22 protein-coding genes are annotated in these 23,137 nt (G+C 72.6%); 13 read left to right on the plus strand and 9 right to left on the minus strand.

Going from position 1 to position 23,137, the window contains the following annotated elements:
• Nucleotides 1-74 precede the first annotated feature (74 nt).
• Entirely contained in the window at nucleotides 75-560 is a 486-nt protein-coding gene (locus Aiant_RS24060; RefSeq protein WP_189329123.1) for a GNAT family N-acetyltransferase, read from the minus strand.
• A gap of 166 nt (nucleotides 561-726) precedes the next feature.
• Between Aiant_RS24060 and Aiant_RS24065 the strand changes: the two genes are divergently transcribed.
• The 3 genes from Aiant_RS24065 (at nucleotide 727) to Aiant_RS24075 (ending at nucleotide 2,411) form a co-directional block, all read left to right on the plus strand.
• Nucleotides 727-1,032, plus strand: a complete 306-nt coding sequence (locus Aiant_RS24065; protein ID WP_189329124.1) for a metal-sensitive transcriptional regulator — start codon at nucleotides 727-729, stop codon at nucleotides 1,030-1,032.
• Between the two features lie 73 nt (nucleotides 1,033-1,105).
• Nucleotides 1,106-1,318, plus strand: a complete 213-nt coding sequence (locus Aiant_RS24070; RefSeq protein WP_189329125.1) for a heavy-metal-associated domain-containing protein — start codon at nucleotides 1,106-1,108, stop codon at nucleotides 1,316-1,318.
• Nucleotides 1,311-2,411, plus strand: coding sequence for a hypothetical protein (locus tag Aiant_RS24075; protein ID WP_229829875.1), 1,101 nt, complete (start codon nucleotides 1,311-1,313; stop codon nucleotides 2,409-2,411). The genes Aiant_RS24070 and Aiant_RS24075 overlap by 8 nt, the downstream gene beginning before the upstream one ends.
• Here the strand turns inward: Aiant_RS24075 and Aiant_RS24080 are convergent.
• Nucleotides 2,404-3,543 (minus strand): class I SAM-dependent methyltransferase, encoded by a 1,140-nt coding sequence (locus tag Aiant_RS24080; RefSeq protein ID WP_189329126.1) that lies wholly within the window; start codon nucleotides 3,541-3,543, stop codon nucleotides 2,404-2,406. The genes Aiant_RS24075 and Aiant_RS24080 overlap by 8 nt on opposite strands.
• 73 nt (nucleotides 3,544-3,616) lie before the next feature.
• Here Aiant_RS24080 and Aiant_RS24085 point away from each other — a divergent pair, with 73 nt between their 5' ends.
• Complete coding sequence (locus tag Aiant_RS24085) at nucleotides 3,617-4,276, plus strand: biliverdin-producing heme oxygenase (protein ID WP_189329127.1); 660 nt, start codon at nucleotides 3,617-3,619, stop codon at nucleotides 4,274-4,276.
• A gap of 72 nt (nucleotides 4,277-4,348) precedes the next feature.
• On the opposite strand, the gene Aiant_RS24090 is transcribed toward Aiant_RS24085, so the two are convergent.
• The 3 genes from Aiant_RS24090 to Aiant_RS24100 all read right to left on the minus strand — a co-directional run bounded on the left by Aiant_RS24090 (nucleotide 4,349) and on the right by Aiant_RS24100 (nucleotide 7,313).
• A complete protein-coding gene (locus tag Aiant_RS24090) occupies nucleotides 4,349-6,172 on the minus strand; it encodes a DEAD/DEAH box helicase (protein ID WP_189329128.1) in 1,824 nt (607 codons plus the stop codon).
• A gap of 217 nt (nucleotides 6,173-6,389) precedes the next feature.
• Entirely contained in the window at nucleotides 6,390-6,614 is a 225-nt protein-coding gene (locus Aiant_RS24095; RefSeq protein WP_189329129.1) for a DUF3107 domain-containing protein, read from the minus strand.
• 39 nt (nucleotides 6,615-6,653) lie between these two features.
• Complete coding sequence (locus Aiant_RS24100; protein WP_185039360.1) at nucleotides 6,654-7,313, minus strand: TetR/AcrR family transcriptional regulator; 660 nt, start codon at nucleotides 7,311-7,313, stop codon at nucleotides 6,654-6,656.
• 158 nt (nucleotides 7,314-7,471) lie between these two features.
• On the opposite strand from Aiant_RS24100, the gene Aiant_RS24105 reads away from it, so the two are divergent.
• The 3 genes from Aiant_RS24105 to Aiant_RS24115 all read left to right on the plus strand — a co-directional run bounded on the left by Aiant_RS24105 (nucleotide 7,472) and on the right by Aiant_RS24115 (nucleotide 11,196).
• Nucleotides 7,472-9,298, plus strand: a complete 1,827-nt coding sequence (locus tag Aiant_RS24105; protein ID WP_189329130.1) for a Daple — start codon at nucleotides 7,472-7,474, stop codon at nucleotides 9,296-9,298.
• The gene (locus Aiant_RS24110) at nucleotides 9,298-10,245 is read left to right on the plus strand and encodes an alpha/beta hydrolase (protein WP_189329131.1); all 948 of its coding nucleotides are present in this window, start codon (nucleotides 9,298-9,300) and stop codon (nucleotides 10,243-10,245) included. The genes Aiant_RS24105 and Aiant_RS24110 overlap by 1 nt, the downstream gene beginning before the upstream one ends.
• A 66-nt stretch (nucleotides 10,246-10,311) precedes the next feature.
• The gene (locus Aiant_RS24115; protein WP_189329132.1) at nucleotides 10,312-11,196 is read left to right on the plus strand and encodes a DUF3152 domain-containing protein; all 885 of its coding nucleotides are present in this window, start codon (nucleotides 10,312-10,314) and stop codon (nucleotides 11,194-11,196) included.
• Nucleotides 11,197-11,375: 179 nt separating this feature from the next.
• Here the strand turns inward: Aiant_RS24115 and Aiant_RS24120 are convergent, their stop codons facing one another.
• On the minus strand, nucleotides 11,376-12,431 hold the full coding sequence (locus tag Aiant_RS24120; RefSeq protein WP_189329133.1) for a hypothetical protein: 1,056 nt from the start codon (nucleotides 12,429-12,431) through the stop codon (nucleotides 11,376-11,378).
• A gap of 1,966 nt (nucleotides 12,432-14,397) precedes the next feature.
• On the opposite strand from Aiant_RS24120, the gene Aiant_RS24125 reads away from it, so the two are divergent.
• The 3 genes from Aiant_RS24125 to Aiant_RS24135 all read left to right on the plus strand — a co-directional run bounded on the left by Aiant_RS24125 (nucleotide 14,398) and on the right by Aiant_RS24135 (nucleotide 18,029).
• Nucleotides 14,398-15,804: a DUF3152 domain-containing protein gene (locus Aiant_RS24125; protein ID WP_229829927.1), complete on the plus strand. Its 1,407-nt coding sequence runs from the start codon at nucleotides 14,398-14,400 to the stop codon at nucleotides 15,802-15,804.
• A 109-nt stretch (nucleotides 15,805-15,913) separates the two neighbouring features.
• Nucleotides 15,914-17,095 (plus strand): adenylyltransferase/sulfurtransferase MoeZ, encoded by a 1,182-nt coding sequence (gene moeZ, locus Aiant_RS24130; protein ID WP_189329134.1) that lies wholly within the window; start codon nucleotides 15,914-15,916, stop codon nucleotides 17,093-17,095.
• 127 nt (nucleotides 17,096-17,222) lie between these two features.
• Nucleotides 17,223-18,029 (plus strand): prenyltransferase/squalene oxidase repeat-containing protein, encoded by an 807-nt coding sequence (locus Aiant_RS24135; RefSeq protein ID WP_189329135.1) that lies wholly within the window; start codon nucleotides 17,223-17,225, stop codon nucleotides 18,027-18,029.
• Nucleotides 18,030-18,035: 6 nt separating this feature from the next.
• Here the strand turns inward: Aiant_RS24135 and Aiant_RS24140 are convergent, their stop codons facing one another.
• Both Aiant_RS24140 and Aiant_RS24145 read right to left on the minus strand, forming a co-directional pair.
• Entirely contained in the window at nucleotides 18,036-18,698 is a 663-nt protein-coding gene (locus Aiant_RS24140; protein WP_189329136.1) for a hypothetical protein, read from the minus strand.
• Nucleotides 18,691-19,185: an RNA polymerase sigma factor gene (locus Aiant_RS24145; RefSeq protein ID WP_229829876.1), complete on the minus strand. Its 495-nt coding sequence runs from the start codon at nucleotides 19,183-19,185 to the stop codon at nucleotides 18,691-18,693. Before Aiant_RS24145 ends, Aiant_RS24140 begins: the two co-directional genes overlap by 8 nt.
• Before the next feature lie 360 nt (nucleotides 19,186-19,545).
• Here Aiant_RS24145 and Aiant_RS24150 point away from each other — a divergent pair, with 360 nt between their 5' ends.
• From Aiant_RS24150 to Aiant_RS24160, 3 genes are all read left to right on the plus strand, one after another.
• Nucleotides 19,546-20,013, plus strand: coding sequence for a hypothetical protein (locus tag Aiant_RS24150; protein WP_189329137.1), 468 nt, complete (start codon nucleotides 19,546-19,548; stop codon nucleotides 20,011-20,013).
• Nucleotides 20,014-20,081: 68 nt separating this feature from the next.
• Nucleotides 20,082-20,546, plus strand: a complete 465-nt coding sequence (locus tag Aiant_RS24155; RefSeq protein ID WP_189329138.1) for a hypothetical protein — start codon at nucleotides 20,082-20,084, stop codon at nucleotides 20,544-20,546.
• On the plus strand, nucleotides 20,543-21,805 hold the full coding sequence (locus Aiant_RS24160; RefSeq protein ID WP_189329139.1) for a hypothetical protein: 1,263 nt from the start codon (nucleotides 20,543-20,545) through the stop codon (nucleotides 21,803-21,805). Before Aiant_RS24155 ends, Aiant_RS24160 begins: the two co-directional genes overlap by 4 nt.
• A gap of 71 nt (nucleotides 21,806-21,876) precedes the next feature.
• Here Aiant_RS24160 and Aiant_RS24165 read toward each other — a convergent pair whose 3' ends face one another.
• The gene (locus tag Aiant_RS24165; protein ID WP_189329140.1) at nucleotides 21,877-23,118 is read right to left on the minus strand and encodes a glutamate-5-semialdehyde dehydrogenase; all 1,242 of its coding nucleotides are present in this window, start codon (nucleotides 23,116-23,118) and stop codon (nucleotides 21,877-21,879) included.
• Nucleotides 23,119-23,137 lie beyond the last annotated feature (19 nt).

A 23,137-nucleotide genomic window follows, 5' to 3' on the forward strand; every position in this document is an offset into this window, starting at 1 on the left:
TGCTCGTCGTGCGCGATCCGCTCGTTCTGCGGTCCGTTCGCTCGGTGGTCCGTTTTGCTCAGGCCCGGGCGAGGTCAGGGCCGGGCGAGGTCAGGGTGGGCGAGGTCAGGGTGGGCGAGGATGGCGTTCCGAGTGGGGCGGCGGTCGAGCTCCATGTAGCGGGAGGCGCCTTCGAGAGGGGTGAAGCCGGAGCGGCGGTACACCTCGTGGGCGTCGCGGGTGGCGAGCAGGAGGCGGAGGATGCCGCGGGCGGTCATGTCCTCGACGATGCTGTCGACGAGCCAGCCGCCCAGGCCGCGGCCGCGGTGTGCCTGGTCGACGAAGACGTCGCAGACCCAGGCGAAGGTGGCGCCGTCGGTGACCACCCGGGCGAAGGCGACCTGCTCGTCACCGGCGAGGACCGAGTAGGGCACGGAGCCGGCGATCGAGCGGCTGACCAGCTCGTGCGATCTGCCGGTGGCCCAGTAGGACTCCTCGTCCAGCCAGCGGTGCACTCGATCGACGTCGACCCGGGTCGCGTCGTCGGTCAGGACGTAGCCGTTGCGCTCGCGGTTTCCCACGGATGACTCCTTTGCCGTTTGGATTCCGTCGGCATGGTGTCACGCCGACCGCTCCGGCCCGCCAACTCATTCCCACTGATTGACGAAGAACGAGCCACCCACGCTGACGGCCGCCGGCGCCGGGGTGTGACAGTTCGCGGATACCGGCGGGGGGTATGCTGGGCGCATGTCCGACGAGCCGACTCCGCAGCACGGACCGCATGGTTACTCCGGGGACAAGGCGGCCCTGGTCAGCCGCCTGCGCCGGATCGAGGGGCAGATCCGCGGCCTGCAGCGGATGGTCGACGAGGACACCTATTGCATCGACGTCCTGACCCAGATCTCCGCGGCGAAAAGCGCGTTGCAGGCGGTCGCGGTCGGCCTGCTGGAGGACCACCTGGCCCACTGCGTGGTGGACGCGGCCCGGGCCGGCGACCCCTCCGCCAAGGTCAAGGAGGCGTCCGACGCGATCGCCCGGTTGATCAAGTCATAGGCGTCGCGGGGAACCGGATCGGTCCGGCGAGCGACATTAGTTTCAGACGCCCAGCAGAGCGAAAGGCTTCATCATGGCTGTGACCAGCACCTACACCGTCAAGGGCATGACCTGCTCGCACTGCGTCAACGCGGTGACCGAGGAGCTCGAGGGGCTTCCGGGCGTCGCCGGCGTGCAGGTCGACCTCGGCTCCGGTGCGGTGACGGTGACCAGCGAGGCGCCGCTCAGCCAGGATGCGGTCCGCGGGGCCGTCGACGAGGCCGGCTACGAGCTCGCGGATGCCTGACCAGCCCCAGAAAGCCCAGCCCGCCGAAAGCAAGGCCGCCGAAAGCAAGGCCGTGGGAAGCGAGGCCGAGAGCAACGCCGAGGGCAAGGCCACCGAGAGCAAGGCCGTCAAGGCGGACAAAGCCGACGAGGCGAGCCCAAGCGGCAAGAAGCCCGGCAAATGGGCACTGGACGTCGACGTCAAACCGGACACCGGCGAACCCACCCGCAACGAAGGCTTCCGTTTCGCCGCCTTCGGCGCCCTGCTGATCGTCGTTCTCTTCGCCGGCTACGGCCTGGGCCGCCTGAACAACGGGACTCCCGCTCCGGCCGCCCAGACCCCCAGCGCCGCCCCCACCGCGATCAACGAGAACATGCCGCACACCCACGGCGCCACCGGAGCCGGCACCACCACGACCGCCGGCGCCGCGGTCGGCGGCCTCTCGCTGAGCTCCGACGGCCTCACCCTGCACCCGGCCGCCACCACGTTCCAGGCCGGAAAACCCCAGCCTCTCCGCTTCACCGTCGACGCCACCGGCGGCGCCCCGGTCACGTCGTACGCGATAGTGCACGACAAGCCCCTGCACCTGATCGTCCTCCGCCGCGACCTCACCGGATTCCAGCACCTGCACCCGGAGATGGCCGCCGACGGCACGTGGAGCGTCGACCTGACCCTGCCCGCGCCCGGCGTCTACCGGATGATCGCCGACTTCACCGCCCTGGTCGGCGGCCGCCAGATCGCCACCACGCTGGGCACCGACCTCATCGTGGCCGGCGACTACGTCCCGGTCCCGCTGCCCGCCCCGGAGCGGACCACCACCACCGGAGGGCTCACCGTGAGTTACGCCGGCACCCCCGGCACCCAGGCCGTCCAGCCGCTGCTGATGACGGTGACCGGCGGCGCCGTCGAGCCGTACCTGGGGGCGTACGGCCATCTCGTGGTGATGCGCCAGGGCGACCTGGCGTACGTGCACGTCCACCCCGAGCAGCAGCTGGTCGACGGCAAGGTGAAGTTCTGGATCACCGCGCCCAGCCCCGGCGACTACCGGATGTTCTTCGACTTCCAGGTCGCCGGGAAGGTGCACACCGCCGCGTGGACCCTGCGGGTCAGTTGAGCATCACCGCGAGCGCCGGTTTCACCTGCCACTGATCGAGCAGCGCGTCGTACTCGGCGCGCTGCTCTCGCGTGGCCGGGGCGCCGGTCCGCCGGGCGCGGAGCAGCAGGTTCCGCGGGGTGTGCGCGGAGTCGATGAACTCCACCACGTCCACCCGGTAGCCGTTGAGCCGGAGCAGGCCGGCCCGCAGGGAGTCGGTGAGGACGTCCGCGAAGCGCTCCCGGAGGATCGCGTGCCGGGTGAACTCCCCGTACGGCGTGGGCGACGCGCCACCCTTGAGCTGCGCCGCGATGTCGTGGTGGCAGCACGGCGCGGCCAGCACCCAGCGCGCCTCCCACCGGACGGCACGGGCCAGCGCCTGGTCGGTGGCGGTGTCGCAGGCGTGCAGGGCGAGCACCAGGTCCGGCGTGAACGGCAGCTCGGCCGCCTCGATGGTGCCGGCCACGAAGGTGACCTCGGCGGAGCAACCCAGCCGCTCGGCGACGGCGCTGTTGCGTACCCTCTGGTCCTCGCGGACATCGACCCCGACGACCTGGACCGAGACGCCTCGCCCGGCCAGATAGCGGTAGGCGGCGAAGGTGAGATAAGCGTTCCCGCAGCCGAGATCGACGACGCGCAGCGGCGTCGGCAGCTCGTCGGGCAGCGTGGCGGCGAGGGCGCGCAGGAACGCGTCGATCTGCCGGCGTTTGGCGGCGTTGCCCCCGATCACGTCGAAGAGCGGGTCGCCCGGATCGAGCAGCCACTGCTTGGCCCGGTCGTGCTGCTGCGCGGCGGCCGGGGTGGTCACCGCGGCGGACCGGTGCACCTGGGCGTCACCCTTCTTGGTGATCCGCACCTGTACGGTGGCCGCGGCGGTCTCCACGTGCCAGTTCCCGAACGGCTCGGCGAGCAGCTCGTCGATCGCGGCGGCGGCCTCGGCGCCGGGCGCGATGTTGCGGGTGAAGGGGCGGGCGCCGTCGTCGGTGACGATCTGGAGCCGCGAGCCGCTCTTCAGGGTGACGGGGCGGATCTGGGCGCGGGTCACCGAGGGGGTCTGGCCGCGGCGTCGTCCGGCCGCGACGGCCCGGATCAGTCCGGGCGCGAGGAGGAGTTCGCGCACCTCGGCGAGCGCTTGGTCGAGCGGTTGTGGCATAACACCATTCTGCCCGCAGGTTGGGATGCCCCCGAGGGGTGTGCGGGACGCCCCGCCCCGCTAGGTTGGTCCGATGTGGCATGCGGAGACCGGAGCGCCGGCCACCGGCCTGCTCTCGGCCCAGGTGCAGCAGATCCTCGCCGACATGTACACCGTCGCCCGGCACAGCCGCTTCGTCCGTGACCTGACCCTCGGCCGCCTGCCGATGGCGGCATATGCCGAGCTCACCGGGCAGCACTGGTTCGTCTACGAGTCGCTGGAGCTGGCCACCACCGCGATGGCCGACGACCCGGTGGCCGGCCGGTTCTGTTTCCCGGAGCTGTTCCGGATCCCGGCGCTCGAGTCCGACCTGCGGTTCCTGCACGGGCCACGCTGGCAGAGCCGGCTCGTCGCGCTGCCCGCGACCACGACGTACTGCACCCGGATCCGGTCGGCGGCGTTCGACCGCGCGACCGGTTACGTGGCCCACCACTGCACGCGTTACCTGCACGATCTCGACGGCGGGCAGTGGCTGGGCGCGGCGGTGCTGGAGGCGTTCCGGTTCCGCCGCCAGGGCTACCGCTTCTTCGTCTTCGAGGGCGTCGACCCCGAGCTGTTCCAGGCGCGTTATCGCACCCGCCTCGACCGGGTCCCGTGGAACCGCGCCGAGCAGGACGCCTTCCTCACCGAGGTGGCCGCCGCGGCCCAGCTCAACCTCGACCTGCTCACCGATCTCGAGAACCGCTGGACCTGACCGACCCAGGATCAAGACCGGCTTTGCGTACGCCGTGGGACCGCGTCCAGCGGTCCCACGCGCGAGCGGCGATCAGGCCTCGGCGGTGGTGCCCACGCCGGCGTCGGAGCCACCGGTCATGCTCTCGGCCGGCTCACCGGCCTCGGCGGCCCGGCCGGTCGTCCGGCGACGGCGGCGACGCGGCTTGGCCTCGGCGTCCCCGTCGGCGGCCGGAGCAGCGGCATCCGCGGCCGGGACGGTCAGCTCGGGGGAGCCGGATCCGGTGGCGTCCCCGGCGTTCTCCGAGGTGCCGGAGTCCGAGAAGGTGACCGTGGTGGCGGGGCTGCGCCGGCGCCGGGTCCGAGCCCGGGGAGCGGTCGCCTCCTCAGCGGTCGCCGACGAGGCATCCGTGGCAGCGGGCGCTTCGGGCGTACCGGAAACGTCGGCCTCCGGACCCTCGACGACCCGCCGCCGGCGCCGCTGCCGCTGGGGCCGCTCCGCGTCCTCGGACGAGGACGACGGCGAAGCCGAGTCACCCGGCGAAGCCGGAGCGGACCCGCCACGCGACCGCCCACCGCGGCCCGGGCGCTGCCGGCGACCCCGGCCACCGCCCCCGAGGTCCTCCTCGACCTCGGCGGAGAGCCCGGCCCGGTTCCGCTCCGCGGTCGGCAGGGTGCCCGAGACGTCGGCCGGAATGTCCAGGTCGACGTAGAGCGCCGGGCTGGTGTGGTAGGTCTCCGGGGGCTGCGGCATGGTCAGGCCGAGCGACTTGTCGATCAGCACCCAGCGCGGCATGTCCTCCCAGTCGACGAAGGTGACCGCGACACCGGTGGCGCCCGCGCGACCGGTGCGGCCGATGCGGTGCGTGTAGGTCTCCGGGTCCTCCGGGCAGTCGTAGTTGATCACGTGGGTGACGCCCGAGACGTCCAGGCCACGGGCCGCCACGTCGGTCGCCACGAGCACGTCGATCTTGCCGCTGCGGAACGCGCGCAGGGCACGCTCCCGGGCGCCCTGGCCCAGGTCACCGTGCACCGCGGCGACCGCGAAACCGCGGAAGTCGAGGTCCTCGGCGACCCGGTCGGCGGCCCGCTTGGTCCGCGTGAAGATCATCGTGAGGCCGCGGTCCTTGGCCTGCAGGATCCGCGCCACCATCTCGATCTTGTTGAGCGGGTGGGTGCGGTAGACCACCTGCTTGGTCAGCGGGTTCGGCCCGCTGTCGGTGGTGTGCCCGGCGTGGATGGTCATCGGGTTGTGCAGGAACCGGCGGGACAGCGCCACGATCGGGTCCGGCATGGTGGCCGAGAACAGCATGGTCTGCCGCTGCTCCGGGAGCATCGCCAGGATCTTCTCGACGTCGTCGAGGAACCCCAGGTCGAGCATCCGGTCGGCCTCGTCGAGGACCAGCGCGCGGACCGCGTTCAGCTTGAGCTGCTTCTGCTTCGCCAGGTCGAGCAGCCGGCCGGGGGTGCCGACCAGGATCTCGACGCCCTTCTTCAGGGTGTCGACCTGCGGCTCGTACGCCACGCCGCCGTAGATCGGCAGCACCCGGACGCCGCGCGTGCTGCCTGCGGCGGCCAGGTCGCGGGCCACCTGCAGGCCCAGCTCACGGGTCGGGACGACGATCAGGGCCTGGGGGCGGCCGTCGGCGCCCTCGGACGGCGCGAGCACCCGCTCCAGCAGCGGCAGGCCGAAGCCGAGGGTCTTGCCGGTGCCGGTCGGCGCCTGGCCGATCAGGTCGGAGCCGCGCAGCGCGATCGGCAGCGCGTACTCCTGGATGGCGAAGGCGTGCGTGATGCCGGCCTTGGCCAGCGCCTCCACGGTCTCGGGGCGGACACCCAGCTCAGCGAAGGTGGGGCTGTCCGGGCGGACCGGGGCGCGATTCGTTACGGGGACTAGAGCCTGCTCATTGTCGGTCATGAAGTTTTACGGGTGCCCTCTCGTGGTGCGCCCGTTGAGTGTCTGGGGCGCGGTCTGGTTTGGCGCGGGCCGCACGCTCGAAAGCGGGCCACACGCAGGCCGTCGAACTTGACAGATCGACGGCGACACCAGCCAGTCTACCCGACCCAATAGCAGACGCACGCGAGAGCAGTTACGGGAGGGAACGCTGCGACCAGCGCGCCCTCCCGTTCCCTGATTAACGGGTGGTGAAGCCGAACGGCCGGTGCGAGGCCTCGGCGATCTCCACGTAGGCCAGCTTGGCGACCGGGATGATCACCTTGCGACCTTTCTCATCCGTGAGCGAAAGGACGCCGTCCTTGGCCAGTGCCTCGGACACGGCCTGCTCGACCTCCGCCGGAGACTGGGCGCTTTCCAGCACGAGCTCACGCGGCGACTGTTGCACGCCGATCTTGACCTCCACGGAGTCCTCCTCTGTCAACCCGTGTACCGCTTGGAAAGGCTATCCGATTTCCGGTGCCGTTCCGGCCGTTGAACCGCCCTGCAGCGGGAAGCTCGCGATCCCGCGCCAGATCAGAGCGGCGACGAGGCTCTCGGCTTCAGCTTTGGGCGTAGGACGCCCGTTCGCCAGCCAGTACTGCGCGGCCGCACCGGAGGCGCCGGCGAGGCCGGAAGCGAGCAGCTTCGCCTGGTCCGGCCGGAGCCCGGTGTCCGAGATGATGGTCTCGGTCAGCGCCTCGATGCAGCCCTGCTCGACCCGCTCGACCCGCTGGCGCACCTGTGGATCGTTGCGCAGGTCGGACTCGAAGACGAGACGGAACGCCTCGCTCTCGTGGTCCATGAAGTCGAAATACGCCCGGACCGCGCCCTTGACGCGCTCCTTGTTGTCCGGGGTCGCCTCCAACGCGCCCCGGACCTTGGCGATTATCGCGTCGCAGTGCGTGTCCAGCAGGGCCAGGTACAGCTCCAGCTTGCCGGGGAAGTGCTGGTAGAGCACGGGCTTGGAAACACCCGCGCGTTCCGCGATGTCGTCCATCGCGGCGGCGTGGTAGCCGTGCGCGACGAAGATCTGCTGGGCGGCGGCCAGCAGTTGCTTGCGGCGTGCCGAACGTGGCAGCCGGGTGGGGCGAGTGGTCTGAGCCCCGCCGGACGCGGCGGTCATATCTGGTGAACCTCCAGGGGGTCGGTCCCCGCGGTTTGTCGACGCGGATTGCCCGGATCGGCGCTTGTCGCGGTCGTGCGGGCAATTGTCGCGACGCTGCAACTTATCGCCACTGCAACCACACGGTAGCCTCAGCGGGGGCGAGCGAGGAGCACGCGGTGGATGAATCAGGGCATTCCGGAGACACCGGAGCCGCGGGTGGCGGCAACGGTGCCGACGCGTATGACCGCAATCGGATGAACGGCTGGGCGAACAGCGAAAGCCCGTGGTCGAACGCGGGTGCGGCGCTGGAACAGGAGGCGGACCTGCCGCCGTGGCGGCGTGGTCCGGCCGGTCGCCAGCCGCTCCCGGAGCACCCGTTCGGGCCCGCCCCCAGCTCGGCCGTGCCGGCGCAGGCACTGCCGCCCCCGGGGTTCGGGGACCTGTCGCAGCCCACCGAGATTCCCCCTTCCGGGAACACCGACATTCCGCCGTCGTGGCCCGGCGATCGCAGCCGGCTTGCTGACATTCTCGGTCACCGGCCGCGTCCGGTCGATCCGGCGTCGCCCACGCCGTCCAGCGCGCCGCCGTTCCCCTATGAGGGTGACCTCGACGATTCCTACCGCGTCGTCGCGCCACCCCCGGCGCAACGCGCCGCCGTGCCGCTGACCCGGCCCACCCCGCCGGGTCCGACCCAGGGAGATCCACTGAGCCGTACCGACGCGCCGTCCGACCCGATCCGATCCCGGCACGCACTGCTCAACGACACGTTGGCGCAGGGGCTGCCCCGGGTGGAGCCCACCGCACCGGTGGGCGACCAGCGATCGGTGGACAACGGGCCCCTGCCGGGCCTGCCGACGTACGATGCCAGCAGCTTCGCCCGCCGGGGCTACGAGCCCGCCCCCTCCTCCTACCTGTCCGACCCGACCGAGAGCCCGAGCTCCGCGCTGGACGAGCCGAGCGGAGCCCTGCCTCAGCGCGTCCCCGCCCAGCCGGACGTGCCGCGAGTTCCGGAGCCGCCGTCCGTGGAGCCATCGGCCGAGGCGCCTGCCCTGGCGCGCATCGCGACGCACCTGCGTCGCGGCGACGTGGTGCCCGCACAGGAGCGCCAGGAGGGCTTCGACGTGCAGGCCATCCTGGCCGCCGTGCGCGAGGTGGACGGGGTCCGCGACGCGTCGCTGCGAGCCACCCCGGCCGGTGCGCACAGCCTCCGGCTGGACCTGGCCGACGGCGCGGACGCCGCCGAGGTGAGCCGGCACGTGGCCCGCCTGCTCCAGGAGCGGATGGGCCTGGACGCGGCGATGCCCGGGACCCTGCCCACCGCCCCGCCCGTGCCGCAGCAGGTCCCGCGCCCGGCGCGCGCCGCGGTCAAGCCGGTCTCCGCGGCCCCGGTGTCGGCCGCGCCCGCTCCCGCCCCCGTTTCGGCGGCGCCGGTCACGCCGGTTACGCCGGTCGCGCCGGTGACCCCGCCGGCTCCGGTCACGCCGGCCCCGCTGACGACGTCGCCACCCCCGCTGCCGCAGCGGCCCGAGCGGGTCGCCGCGGTCCGCCCGCGCGACCTCAACCAGCCCCGCCCGCTCGACCCGGGCGACCGCCCCGGCCCCCGCGTGCTGATCGAGAACGTGCACGTCAACACGTTCGGCGCGGACGCCACCGTCGAGGTGCGGCTGCGCGCCGGCGAGCGGACCGCCTCCGGCGTCGCCACCGGCCCGGCCGTCGACGGTTACCTGCTGCGCCTCTGCGCCACCGCCACCGCCGGCGCGGTCGACGAGCTGCTCGCCGCCTCGACCCACGCCGACGGGCCGGCCCGCTGCTTCGTCGAGCACGCCTCCGCCGTCTCGTTCGGCTCCACCCAGGTCGCCGTCGTCGTGCTGCTGCTCTCCTGCGGAGGCGGCTGGGTCGAGCAGCTCGCCGGCTCGGCCGTCGTCACGGGTGACGACCGGCACGCCATGGTGCGGGCCACATTGGCTGCCGTCAACCGGCGTGTCGAGGCACTGTTGGCTTGATGAAAGGCGCTGTTCTGGCCGGCGACACCGCGGTGTTGCCGGAGGGTGAGGTGCCACCGCCCTGGCCCGCGCGACGGGTCACGGTCGGCGGCGCGATGCTGCACGTCCGGGACACCCCGGCGTTGCGTCCCGACGCCGAGCCCGCGGTCTACGTGCACGGCCTCGGCGGCTCCTCGCAGAATTTCACCGACCTGGCCGGCCTGCTCGCCGATCGGTTCGACGGGCAGGCCGTCGACCTGCCCGGTTTCGGTTACAGCGACCCCAGCCCGCGCTATTCGATCCCGGCCTTCGCGGCGACGCTGATCGACTATCTGGAGGCCGCCGGCCGCGGCCCGGTCCACCTGGTCGGCAATTCGCTCGGCGGCTCCATCGCGGTGCGGGTCGCCGCGCTCCGCCCCGACCTGGTGCGCACGCTCACCCTGGTCTCCCCGGCGATGCCGTTCCTCGACCCGCGCCGCACCGCGCAGGGCCCGGTGCTGCCGCTGCTCGCGCTGCCCGGCGCGGAGCGTCTGATGGCCTGGGCGCTGACCCGGATCACCGTGGAGCAGATGGCCGAGCAGGTGCTGGCCGCCTGCTTCGGGGACACCACCAAGGTGCATCCGCAGCGCCGCGCCGAGGCGATGGAGGAGATCCAGCTCCGTTACACGGTGGCCCACTATCCGCGGGCCTATCTGGGCACCCTGCGCGGCCTGGTGAGCAGCTTCCTCCGGGCGTACCTGCCGGGCGACAACTCGCAGTGGCGTCTCGCCGCCCGCGTGCAGGCGCCCACGCTGGTGATCGGTGGTCTCAACGACAAGCTGGTCGATCCGCGCGTGCCGGCCCAGGTGGCCAGGGCGATCCCGGACAGCCGCCTGCTGATCCTGCCCGGCGTCGGCCACGTGGCGCAGATGGAGGTGCCGCGGCTGGTCGCCCGCGCCATCGCCGGCATGCTCGACGAGACGGCATAACCCCGGTCTCACAAGATCGACTCAGGTGGGTGCGAGTCGCGCTCATGTGCGAGGCTGAACCGCGAGATGATCGCTCCCGTCGCCCCCGTCCTCGAGCCGGAGACTCCGCCGCCCGCGGACGACCGGTGGCGCCAGTGGTGGCTCGCCCTGTTCGCCGTCACGATGGTCCTGCTCACCGTCGTCACGATGGCCTACCGCGGCGCGTCGTCAGCCCCCTCGGCCGCCCTCTCGATCACGCCCACGCCCTCCGTCCCGGTCACGCCGTCCCCTTCGGCCCCGATCCTGGAGTCGACGCCCGCCTCGGCTTCGCCCTCGGCCACCCCGACGCCGGTCGCCCCCAAGGTCCTGCAGATCGCCGGGGCGGTCCCGGCACACGGTTCAGGCACTTTCGCGTACGCGGTGAAGCGCGCCCCGATCCTCGGCGCCAAGGGCCCGATCCGCCGTTTCCGGGTCGCCGTGGAGAAAGGCAGTGGCGAGGACCCGGAAGCGTTCGCGACCCAGGTGGTGAGCACCCTCGGTGACCCCCGCAGCTGGATCGGGAACGGCACCCTGCGCCTCCAGATGGTCGGCGCCGGCGAGACGGCCGACTTCACCGTCTACCTGGCCACCCGGGACAGCGCCGGCCGCATGTGCCAGCGGGGCGGCACCAACATCCGGATCGGCGGCGTGCCGTACACGTCCTGCCGCGCCACCGGCCAGGCGATCATCAACCTGGACCGCTACCGGAAGTCGGCGAAGCCCTATCTGAACGCCAAGGTGCCGCTGGCGACCTACCGCAACTATGTGATCAACCACGAGGTCGGCCACGAACTCGGCCGGCACCACGAAGGGTGCCCCAAGTCGGGTGGGCCGGCCCCGGTCATGGTCCAGCAGACCCTCACCACCCGCGGTTGCGTCCCTTACGCCTGGCCCCGCCTGAACAACAAGCCCTTCGCCGGCCCCCACCTCTAGCCCTGTCCAGCCCACGCCTCCTGTCCCGTCCGGCTCGCGCCACTGGCCCGGCCTCTTGTCCCGTCCGGCTCGCGCTGCTCGCCCGGCCGCTGGTCCTGGGCGGCTCGTGCTGCGGGCCCTCTTCGGTTCCCACCGCTCGCCGTGTCCGGCCCGCACTGCTGTGGCCTCCTCGGCCCCACTCACCGCGCTTCGGCTCTGCCGTGGGGTCGGCGAGGTGCCGTCGTCGCTGGTGGTGCATGCGCGGTGAGGTGGGGTCCGGTTCTTCCGGTGGGGAATCCGATTCTCCTGTGACGAGCGGCGAGTCGTGGCAGGCTGGCCCTTGTTATGGCAAACGCGACAAATGCCTCTCCTGATCCAGCGGCCGGCGCGAACCCGTCCGCCACCGGCCGCCGCGCCCGCACCGAGCCGACCCGCGCCAAGACGACGTCCGCCGCAACCGCGACGTCGTCGAAGGCCGTCATCACCGCACAGGCCGACACCGCAAAGAAGTCCGTCCGAACGCGGAAAGCAGCCACCGAACCGGCCCTGCCGGCAGGCACCCGCGCGACGACCAGATCCACCGTCGTCAACACCCGGTCAACCGCGGCCTCGGGCACCCGCCAGTCGGCCTCGGCCTCGGGTACCCGCCAGTCGGCCTCGGCCTCGGGTACCCGCCAGTCGGCCTCGGCCTCGGGCACCCGCCAGTCGCCCGCGGCCTCGGGCACCCGCCAGTCGGCCTCGGCCTCGGGCACCCGCCAGTCGCCCGCGGCCTCGGGCACCCGCCAGTCGCCCGCGGCCTCGGGCACCCGCCAGTCGCCCGCGGCCTCGGGCACCCGCCAGTCGGCCTCGGCCTCGGGCACCCGGCAGCCGACCGCGGCTGGAGGCGCCACCCGGTCAAGCGTGGCCGGTGGCGCGGGCCGGTCGACGATGGCGGATGGCACGGCGCGCAAGACCGCTGCCGCGAGTTCCGCCGACGCCGCCTCTCGCAGGACCGCTGCCGCGAAGTCCGCTGCCGCTAGCTCTGCCGATTCCGCTTCTCGCAGGGCTGCTGCGAGCTCTGCTGGTTCGCTGTCTCGCAGGACGGCCGTAGCGAAGTCCGCTGCCGCGAGCTCCGCCGATTCCGCCGGTCGCCGGACGGCCGCCCGGAAGTCGGTCAGCGGAATGGCCGGGGGAGCGACTGCGGGAAGGACGGTTGCCCGGAAGACGGCCAATGGGTCGACCGCCGGCACGGTCTCGGGGAAGTCGACCGGGGGCACGGTCTCGGGAAAAACGTCGGCAACCGCCCGGAAGTCAGTCGGCGGAACCGGCGCGGGAGGCGCCGGCCGAGCCGCGAAAGCGGCCGCCGCGATCGGGGAGCCCTCGGAGGTCGGCAGAACGGCGGCCCAACGCCGGGCCGCCGGGGAGACCACGCCGGCCCGGCGCCGTGCCGTGCCCGCTGACACCGGGACAGCCGCGCGCCCGCGCAAGACGCTCTCCACCGACGTGCCGGCCGCCTCGGTGGCGACACCGCGCAAAACCGTCGTCCGCTCTGTCGAGCCCGGCCGTCCGGCGCTGCACGCCGCCCCGGAACGGAACCCCTCGGCCCCGGGCGGTGGCCGCCACCGGCGGAGCGCCGAACCGGCCGTCCCTCCGGTCGGCCGCCACCGCTCGGCCACGGAGGAACCACCGGCCCGCCACCGAGCCGATCCCGCGACCACCGAGCCGCCGACCTCCACACCGTCGATCTCGGGACCTTCACGGTCCTCGACCCTGACTCCTGGCCCGTCCTCCTCCAGGTCGTCGTCCCGGGGAACGTCGGGCTTCGGGCAGCCTGGCTCAGCGCAGCCGGGCTTCGGGCAGCCTGGCTCAGCGCAGCCGGGCTTCGGGCAGCCTGGCTCAGCGCAGCCGGGCTTCGGGCAGCCTGGCTCAGCGCAGCCGGGCTTCGGGCAGCCTGGCTCAGCGCAGCCGGGCTTCGGGCAGCCTGGCTCAGCGCAGCCGGACTTCGGGCAGCCTGGCTCAGCGCAGCCGGACTTCGGGCAGCCTGGCTCAGCGCAGCCGGGCTTCGGGCAGCCTGGCTCAGCGCAGCCGGGCTTCGGGCAGCCTGGCTCAGCGCAGCCGGGCTTCGGGCAGCCTGGCTCAGCGCAGCCGGACTTCGGGCAAGCTGCCTCAGCGCAGCCGGACTTCGGGCAGCCTGCCTCAGCACAGCCGGACTCCGCGCCGCAGGGCCCGTTGCGGCCGCAGCCTCCCGCCGAAGCGCCGTCACGGCACTCGGCGCCCCGGCACGCCCAGCCCGCCGCCGCCCCGCCCCCGGTGGACCCGGAGACGGGGCTCCCACCCGGCATGACCCGGGGAATCCTGGAACTGGCCGCCGAACGCCTGGCCGCCGCCCGTGCCCTCCCACCCGAGCCGGAGCCGGAGCCCGAGGCCGAAGAGCCCGAACCGGTCGAGGAGACACCCCGCCCCGCGCCCCGCCGCCGCTCGTCGAGCGCCGCCGGACTGCGCAACACCGGTGCGCCCGCCGCCGGGACCCGGCCCGGTTCCGGTTCCCGGCCGCCCCTGGCGTCCCGTCCCCCGGCCGGCCCGCCGGAGGCCGTCCGGCCGCCGACCACCCTGCCCGAAGCCGACCCACCGCACCCGCCGGCCTCACCGGAAGCGACCCGCCGCCGCTCCTCAGCGGCCCCGGAGGTCCCACAGCCACCCGCCGAGCCGGAGCAGATGGCGGATGTCGCGCCGGAGCGCCCCAGCCGTCGTCGCCCGATCGTCCGTCCGTTGAAGGCCGCGACGATCACGTCCACCCAGCCGGATCCGTCCGGCCCCGCCGCCCAGTCGGGCTTCTTCGCGCCCGCCCGGCCCGCCGGCGAACCGGCCTCGACCGACCGGCCCGTCGGCGAACCGGCCCTTCCCGCCCGGCCCGCCGGCGAACCGGCCCCGACCGCCCGGCCCGCCGGCGATCCGGCCCGGCCCGCTGGCGAACCGGCCCCGACCGACTGGCCCGCTGCCGAAGCGCCGACCGGACCGGACCGATCTGCCGGCGAGGCGCCGACTCCCATGGGCTGGTCAGGCGGCGGGACGCAGGTTCGGCCCGACGGCGAGGCGCCCACCCGGGCCGAACGGTCTCGCGGCAGGTCGGCGAACGCGACACCGGGTACCGCCGGGAGCACGGGCTCGCAGTCCACGGCCTATCAAGAGCCGGGCGAGAACCTCACGCGGCCCTCGGCCGTCCCAGCGAGGACCGCCCGCCCGATGCCGGAAGCCGAAACCGCCCACCCGATGGCGGAAGCGGCCCGGCACGCTGAGGCGGCCCGGCACGCTGAGGCGGCCCGGCACGCTGAGGCGGCCCGGCACGCTGAGGCGGCCCGGCACGCTGAGGCGGCCCAGCACGCGGAAGCGGCCCGGCACGCTGAGGCGCCAGTGGCACCGGCCGGGAACCGGCCGGCGCTGCCCCCCCACACCGGCGACACCATGCCGGGCACGGTGCCCGACACCGCCGAGATCCCGCGGGTCACCGCCGACCAGACCTGGGCCGACCCGGCGACCGAGGAAGCACACGACGCCGCCTGGTTCTGGTCGACCGAGCACCCGCCGCCCGGCCTCCCGGAAAGCCTGCGCCTGCCGGCCGGGATCCCCGACGGCCTGTGGCATCCGGCCGAGGAGCGCACCCCGCCCCCGGCCCACGAGCAGCCCGTCCCACCCCCCGCCGAGCCCGAGGCGGCTCTGGTCGTACCGAAATCTGTGGAATTTGTTCCTCACGAGGAGCATGCGGAGCCGCCGGTCGTGGAGATCGACCGGACCAGTCCGCCGCCCGACGTCGACGGTCAGGCGGAGAGTCCGGCGAAGCTGACGCCGTCCGGCCGCAAGCTGCTGCGTCGCCGGCGCCGGGTGACCTTCCTGGCGTACGTCCTGGTGGTCGCCCTGGTTTTGATCGTCGGTCATGAGCTGCGGGATCGGCAGCGACCCGCGGCGGTCGACCAGGAGACGGCCCAGCGCGCGGCCGGACCGGCCGGCGGTGAGCAAGCCGGCGACGTGGCGGCGAAGAACGAGGCGGACCGGGTCGGCTCGGTGCAGGGTGCGCCGCCGGAGGCCGGCAAGACGGGCGATTTCCGGTACGCCAGATCGCGCGGCCCGATCCTCGGCGAAGCCGGCAAGATGCACCGGTTCCGGGTGGCCGTCGAGGAGACGGTGTCCGGGGTCGCGCCGGCCGATTTCGCCGAGTCGATCGACCAGACCCTGGGTGACCACCGGAGCTGGATCGCGAGCGGCAAGCTCCGCCTGCGCCGGGTGCCGAAGTCGGATCCGAACGCCGAGTTCACCATCTTCCTGGCCACGCCGAAGACGTCGGAGCGGATGTGCGCCACCGGCGGCCTGCACACCGAGGGTTTCACCTCGTGCCGGCTGCCGGGCGAGGTGGTGATCAATGCCGAGCGCTGGGCCACCGCGATCCCGGACTACGAGGGCGAGCTCGACCAGTACCGCGAGTACGCGATCAACCACGAGGTCGGGCACCAGCTCGGGCACGGCCACGAGGCCTGCCCCGGCGAGGGGAAACCGGCGCCGGTGATGCTGCCCCAGACGTACGGTCTGGAGGGTTGCGTCCGCAACGCCTGGCCCTACCGGGACGGGAAGCGGTACGCGGGCGAGCCCAGGCCGTAAATATTCCGCGATCCCGCATGTCGGGCCCGTGGTGGACGTCATGGGCACAACCGCGCCGAACGAGCAAGAATGGGCGGCGATCCTTACCACCGAACCCGGGGAGTGAACTGTGGCTCTGCCCCCGCTCGTCGAGCCGGCCGCCGAGCTGAGCGTCGACGAGATCCGCCGCTATTCGCGTCACCTGATCATCCCCGATGTCGGGATGGACGGGCAGAAGCGGCTGAAGAACGCCAAGGTCCTCGCCGTGGGCGCGGGCGGCCTCGGCTCGCCGACGTTGCTCTACCTGGCCGCGGCCGGCGTGGGCACGCTCGGCATCATCGACTTCGACACGGTCGACGAGTCCAACCTCCAGCGCCAGATCATCCACGGCGTCTCCGACGTCGGCACGCCCAAGGCGGAGTCGGCGGCGCGCAGCATCGCCGAGGTGAACCCGCTGGTCAACGTGGTCATTCACAACACCGCGCTGGACCGCGACAACGTCAAAGAGATCTTCAGCCAGTACGACCTGATCGTCGACGGCACCGACAACTTCGCCACGCGCTACATGGTGAACGACGCGGCCGTTCTGCTCGGCAAGCCGTACGTGTGGGGCTCGATCTACCGCTTCGACGGCCAGGCCTCGGTCTTCTGGGAGGAGCACGGTCCCTGCTACCGCTGCCTCTACCCGGAGCCCCCGCCGCCCGGCATGGTGCCGAGCTGTGCCGAGGGCGGCGTCCTCGGCGTGCTCTGCGCGTCGATCGGCTCGATCCAGGTCAACGAGGCGATCAAGCTGATCACCGGCATCGGTGAGCCGCTGGTCGGCCGCCTGATGGTCTACGACGCCCTGGAGATGGAGTACCGCAAGATCAAGGTCCGTAAGGACCCGAACTGCGCGCTCTGCGGGGAGAACCCGACCGTCACCGACCTGCTCGAGGACTACGAGGACTTCTGCGGCGCGGTCTCCGAGGAGGCGCAGGAGGCGGTGACCGGCTCGACCATCACCGCTCGTGAGCTCAAGGACTGGCAGGACACCGGCAAGGACGTGTTCCTGGTCGACGTCCGCGAGCCCGCCGAGTGGGAGATCAACCGGATCCCCGGCGCGGTGCTGATCCCCAAGGGCGAGATCCTGTCCGGCGAGGCGCTGGCCAGGTTCCCGCAGGACCGGCAGATCGTGCTGCACTGCAAGTCCGGGGTGCGCTCGGCCGAGGCGCTCGCCGCGCTGAAAGCGGCCGGGTTCAAGGACGCGGTGCACGTCCAGGGCGGCATCGTCTCCTGGGTCAACACGGTCGACCCGTCGCTCCCGTCGTACTGATCGCCGTCACACCGGAGAGTCATGATCTTGACTCTCCGGTGTGACAGTGCCGTGCCGGAATCGGACCATTACGACAGATGGCTGATTGGTCCGCCGAAACACAGGAGGGCCGGGTAGCGTCTCCACCGTGGTCGATATTGATGCCGCGATCGGTTACGTCGTGGCCCATGGTGACCCGGTCGAGCGTGCGCGCCTGCACTACTTGCGGACCGGGCAGCCGGCGTCCTCGGAGATCATCGACCGGATCGCCGCCGGCCAGATGCCGGAGGGCGGGTGGCCGGCCTCGGCCGACGGCGAGGTTCCCTCGGTCGACGCCACCTGTTTCCGCCTCGGTGAGCTCGACGATCTCGGCGGCCTCCAGGCCGGCCCGGTCGCCGAGCGCGCGCTGCACTGGCTGGCGCACGCCCAGCGCCCGGACGGCACCTGGCAGGAGCACGAGCTGCTCGCCGACCAGGCCCCGGCGTGGGCGCTGCCCGGCGACCCGGAGGCCACGCTCTACCTGACCTCGGTGGCCGGTTTCTGGCTGACCGCGGCCACCGTCGAGGTCGATCCGTACCAGACCCGTGGGCGCTATGGTGACGTGCTCGCCTCGGCCGCCGCGTTCGTCGCCGCCCAGCTGCGGCCGGACGGCACCTGGCCGTCCTTCCTGGCCGCCGGCTGGCACATCGCCGGCCTGCTCTATCAGCAGCAGTATTTCTACGAGTCGTCCCGGGTGCAGCTGGTCCTGGGCGAGCGGCTGCCCGACATGTCGCCGGCCGACGTGGCCGCGATGGCCGCCGCCCTGCGCCGGGTCAACCTCGGCGACGACTGGCTGCTGCGGAACGCGTGGAAGCGACTGGCCGAGACCCAGCGCACCGACGGCGGCTGGGACAGCAACGAGGGCCCGATCTTCGACGTCAACATCACCCTGACCGCTCTGCGCGCCTGCCGCTGACCGGACTCACCACACCCGGAAGCTGTCCGGGAAGATGGTGAACCCGTGCCGGCTCGCCGAGTTGGCGCAGCGCAGCCAGCCCGGCGCCGCCGCGCATTCGAGGTCGTTGAGGCGCAGCCCCGAGCCGTTCGGCAGCAGTTCGGCGCCCTCGTGGTCGACCCCCTCGGCGGCGCACGTCCGCGCGCCCTTCTCCGGACCGTCGACCTCGAAGAGTTCCCTCTGCCCGGTCGGGCACGGGAGTCCGGCGCCGGGCGCCCAGCCGCCCTCGCCGCTCACCTCGCAGCGCGCCACGTCGTAACCGGTCGAATCAATCATGAAGCAGGTGACGCCGCCCGCCTCGGTGACGAAACCCTGCGCGTCGGATCGCACATCACGGAAGGTGATGGCGGCCTGGCCGGCCGGACCCGACGGGCTGGGCGCCGCGGTGGGCGAGGAGGCGGCCACCGGGGCGGCCGGGCCGGGCCGATCGCCGCCGGTCACGGTCGCCGCGGTCACCGGGACCGCGATCAGCAGGAGGGTGAGGACGCCCAGGGCCGCCAGGTGGTTGCGCTTGCGGCGCCGGGTCACGGTCCGCGTCACCGCCGCGCCGCTGACCTTGGCGTACGGCGTGACCGCGTCCCGGAACGCGGCGAAGGCGTCGGTGAGCAGTTCGTCGTCGATGTCACGCACGGTTCGTCTCCTTCTCGGTGAGCTGGGCGGCGAGTGCGGCCCGCCCGCGGTGCAGCCAGGACTTGACGGTGCCCTCGGCCACCCCTTCTTGGGCGGCGATCTCGCTGACGGGCAGGTCGGCGAGGTAGTGCAGGATGACCGCCCGCCGGTGCCGGTCGGGAAGGGTGGCGAGCGCCCGGGCCAGCGCGACCCGGTCCGGGCTCGGCTCTGCGGCGTGCTCGACCCGGTGCCGGCGCAGGAAGCGTCGGGCGGTGCGGGCGCGGCGCCACTGGCTGGTCGCCAGGTTCCAGGCGACCCGGCGGACCCAGGCGGCGGGGTCGTCGTACTCCGAGACCTTGCGCCACCGGGTCAGCGCACGGCAGAACGCCTCCTGCACCACGTCCTGCGCGGCGGCCATGCTGCCGGTGTAGGCGAACAGCTGGATCGTCAGTGGCTGCGCGCAGGCCTGGTAGAACTCCTCGAAGTCGCCGTCCGGGGACGTCACCACTCGCCGCCTCGCTCTCCGTCGGTGGCCGTCGTTCGCCGGCCGATCGGGGTGGACACGCCGTGGCACAGGCCTCGGTTGCAGTCGATTTTTCCGCGGTGTCAAGGCCGGCAACCGAACTGCACCCGGCGCCACCGGATTGAACCCGAACGGCTACCGGGGCACACCCGGCCGGAATTACTCACCGTAATAAGGGGCCATTGGGTAAAGCCGGGCATTACTCCATAGTTGGTGCAGGCCCGACACGGGCCTGGGCGAGACGAAGATCCGCTGGGCGATAACGATGGTCGCTCCAGTCCAGCGGGGAGTCAGTAGCGAAACCGGCGCCTGCGAAGACCGATCTTTCTTCGAGGAGCCACATCCATGCGTAAGTCCGTGAAGAACGCTGTCGTCGTCGGTGCCGTCCTCGCCGTCACCACCGGCGCCGGCGCCGCCTACGCCGCCTGGTCGGCCACCGGCACCGGCACCGCCGCGGCCAAGGCCACCACCGCGCAGGCGCTCACCACGGAGAGCGTGACGGTCGACGGCGACCTGTTCCCGGGCGCCGACGGCGACGCCAAGCTGACGATCCACAACCCGAACAGCTACCCGGTCAAGGTCACGACGGTGACCGGCAGCACCGTCACGGTCGACAGCGGCCACGCGGCCTCGTGCGCGGCGAGCAACATCACCTTCGCCAACCAGACCGGGCTCGCGCTCACCCTGGCCAAGGGCGAGTCGAAGACCTTCACCCTGGCGAAGTCGGTCCACATGATCGCCGACGCTGAGGACGGTTGCCAGGGCGCCACGTTCACCGTCGCGGTCTCGCTGAGCGGCGTCAGCAACGCCTGATCGTTCGCCTCCGGCCGGTGGGAAGTCCTTCCCACCGGCCGGTAGTCACTGACCGGAGAGGGGGAGTCATGCGGTACACACCAATGGCCGCGGTCGTGGCCGCGGTGCTACTGATCGGCGCGGGCGCGTCGACCAGGCACGACGACCCGGAGGTGGCCGTCGAGGCCACCCTCGCCGGTCAGGGCACGCCGGCAAAGCTCGGTGTCGGCGGGTTCCCGGTCACCGGGCTGTACCCGGGCGCCGAGCAGCGGATGACCGTCATGGTGCACAACCCGTACCGATTCCCGGTCACGCTGACCGCGGTCTCCGGCAAGGTCACCGCCGTCAACCGGAAGGGCTGCACGGTGACGTCGGCCGACCTCACGATCGGCCGCTACGCCGGAAAGCCGGCGCTGCCGGCCCGGATCGGCTCCGGGCGGCTGATCCGCATCGGCTACCTGCCGGTCCGCATGCCGCGCACCGTGGCCAACGCCTGTCAGGGCGCCACCTTCACCCTCCGGCTCAGCATCACCGCGCGGAAGGCCAGCAAATGACACTGCCGCGTTCCGCCTATGCCCTGTCGGCCGCCGGCCTGACCGCCGCGCTGCTCGCCGACTCCGGTGTCGCGTTCGCCGCCTGGGCCGCCCGGGGCACCGGGCAGGCCACCGCGGGCGCCACCAGCCTGGCCACGGTCACCGGGGTGACCGCCACCGCGACCGATTCCTCGGTCCGGGTGGACTGGTCGGCCGCCGGTCCGGCCGCCGGCTACCGAGTCTTCCGTTACGCGACCGGCAGCAGCACCCCCGCGGCGATCGGTTCCGGCTGCTCCGGCGTGCGTGGCTCGACCAGCTGCACCGAGACCTCCGTCCCGGACGGCACCTGGCAGTACGCCGTCCGCGCGGTCCAGGGCCCCTGGTCCGGCCCGGCCGGCACCCGCGCCTCGGTCACCGTCTTCACGCCGGTGGTCACGTCCGGCACCGCCGCCGTCACCTTCCCGGCCGCCGCCAGCAAGCACGGCTCGGGCACCTGGGCCAGGAACTGCACCGGGTTCTGCGGAACGGCCACCCCGTCCACCGGCGCCACCCTCACCAAGGTGCAGGTCAGCGTGCGGCGGACCGGTGGCGGCTACTGGACCGGCAGCGCGTTCACCGGGTCGGCCGAGCAGTTCCTCACCGCCACCGGCAATCTGGCGAACTGGCAGATTCCGTTCGCCTTCAGCAACTTCGCCGACGGCGACTACGTGCTGCACGTGGTCACCACCGACAGCGCGAACCAGACCGTGAACGTGACCAGCGGGTTCAGCGTCGACGCCACGCCGCCCACCATGGTGGACGTGCAGGCGGCCAACAAGGCGGGTAACACGGCCGGCCAGCTCGACGCCGGTGACACCCTCGAATTGACCTACAGCGAGCCGATCAGCCCGGCCTCGATCATCGGCAGCTGGGACGGCTCGGCACGATCGATCACCGTCCGGGTCGCCCAGTGCGCCACCTCGGGTTGCAAGACCCCGGACACGCTGACCTTCCTGGACTCGGCGGGCAACTTGCTGCCCCTCGGCACGGTCACCATGGGTGTCGCCGGGTACTTCAAGAAGTCCTCGCCCACGGTCGACATGCCGGCCACGGTCGTGGTGAGCGGCAGCAAGGTCACGGTGACGCTCGGCACGGCTCCCGCGGCCGGTCAGCTGAACACGGTGACCCAGGGGACCATGTCGTGGACCTCCGGCGCGGTCCAGGACATCGTGGGGAACGTCCTCGTGACGAACCCGGTGCCGGTGCGGCTCGAAACCGGCGCGGCGGACATCGACTTCTGACGACGAAGACGCCGAAGGCCCCGCGACCGCACGAGAGGTGCGGGCGCGGGGCCTTCGCCGATGAACCCGGGTCAGCGGGTGTGACCGTTGCCGGTCACGACGTATTTCGTCGAGGTCAGCTCGGGCAGCCCCATCGGGCCGCGGGCGTGCAGTTTCTGCGTCGAGATGCCGATCTCGGCGCCGAAGCCGAACTCGCCGCCGTCGGTGAACCGGGTCGACGCGTTCACCATCACGGCGGCCGCGTCCACCCCGGCGACGAACCGCCGGGTCGCGGTGACCGACTCGCTCACGATCGCCTCGGTGTGGCCGGTGCCCCACTGGCGGATGTGGTCCATCGCGTCCTCCAGCGAGTCGACCACGGCGACCGCGATGTCCGCGGAGAGGTACTCCCGGCCCCAGTCCTCCTCGGTGGCGGCGACCACGTCGTCGCTGTACCCGGCCACCCGCGGGTCACCGTGCACGGTGACGCCCCGGGAGCCCAGTTCCTCCAGCACCAGCGGCAGGAACGAGTCGGCGATCTCCGCGTGCACCAGCAGCGACTCGGCCGCGTTGCACACCGAGTTCCGGTGGGTCTTGGAGTTGATCGTGATGGCGAGGGCCTTCTCCAGGTCGGCGTCGGCGTCCACGTAGACGTGGCAGTTGCCCACCCCGGTCTCGATCACCGGCACCGTGGACTGCTCCACCACCGTCTTGATCAGGTCGGCGCCGCCGCGCGGGATCAGCACGTCGACCAGGCCGCGGGCGCGCATCAGCTCTTTCACCGAGTCGCGGGTGGTGGCGTCGAGCAGCTGGATGCTGTTGGCCGGCAGGCCGGCGTCGGCGACCGCCTTGCGCAGCACCGAGACGATCGCCGCGTTCGACGAGAAGGCCGAGCGGGAGCCGCGCAGCAGCGCCGAGTTCCCCGACTTGAGGCAGATGCCGGCGGCGTCCGCCGTCACGTTCGGCCGGCCCTCGTAGATCATGCCGACCACGCCGAACGGCACCCGGACCTGCCGCAGCTCCAGGCCGTTGGCCAGGGTGGAGCCGCGCACCACGTCACCGATCGGGTCGGGCAGGGCGGCGAGCTGACGCAGGCCGTCGGCCATCGCGGCGATCCGGGCCGGATCCAGCGCGAGCCGGTCGATCATCGCCTCGGAGATCCCGGAGTCCCGGGCGACGGCGACGTCGACCGCGTTCGCCGCGACGATGTCGTCGGTCCGCTCGACCAGGCGGTCGGCCATCAGCAGCAGCGCCGCGTCCTTCTCCGCGCGGGTGGCCGCGGCCAGGTCGATGGCGGCGACCCGCGCGGCCGCGGCCTGCTCCAGCACGCTCATGTCAAACCCTTCATAGGAG

Source organism: Actinoplanes ianthinogenes, assembly GCF_018324205.1.
GTDB lineage: Bacteria > Actinomycetota > Actinomycetes > Mycobacteriales > Micromonosporaceae > Actinoplanes > Actinoplanes ianthinogenes.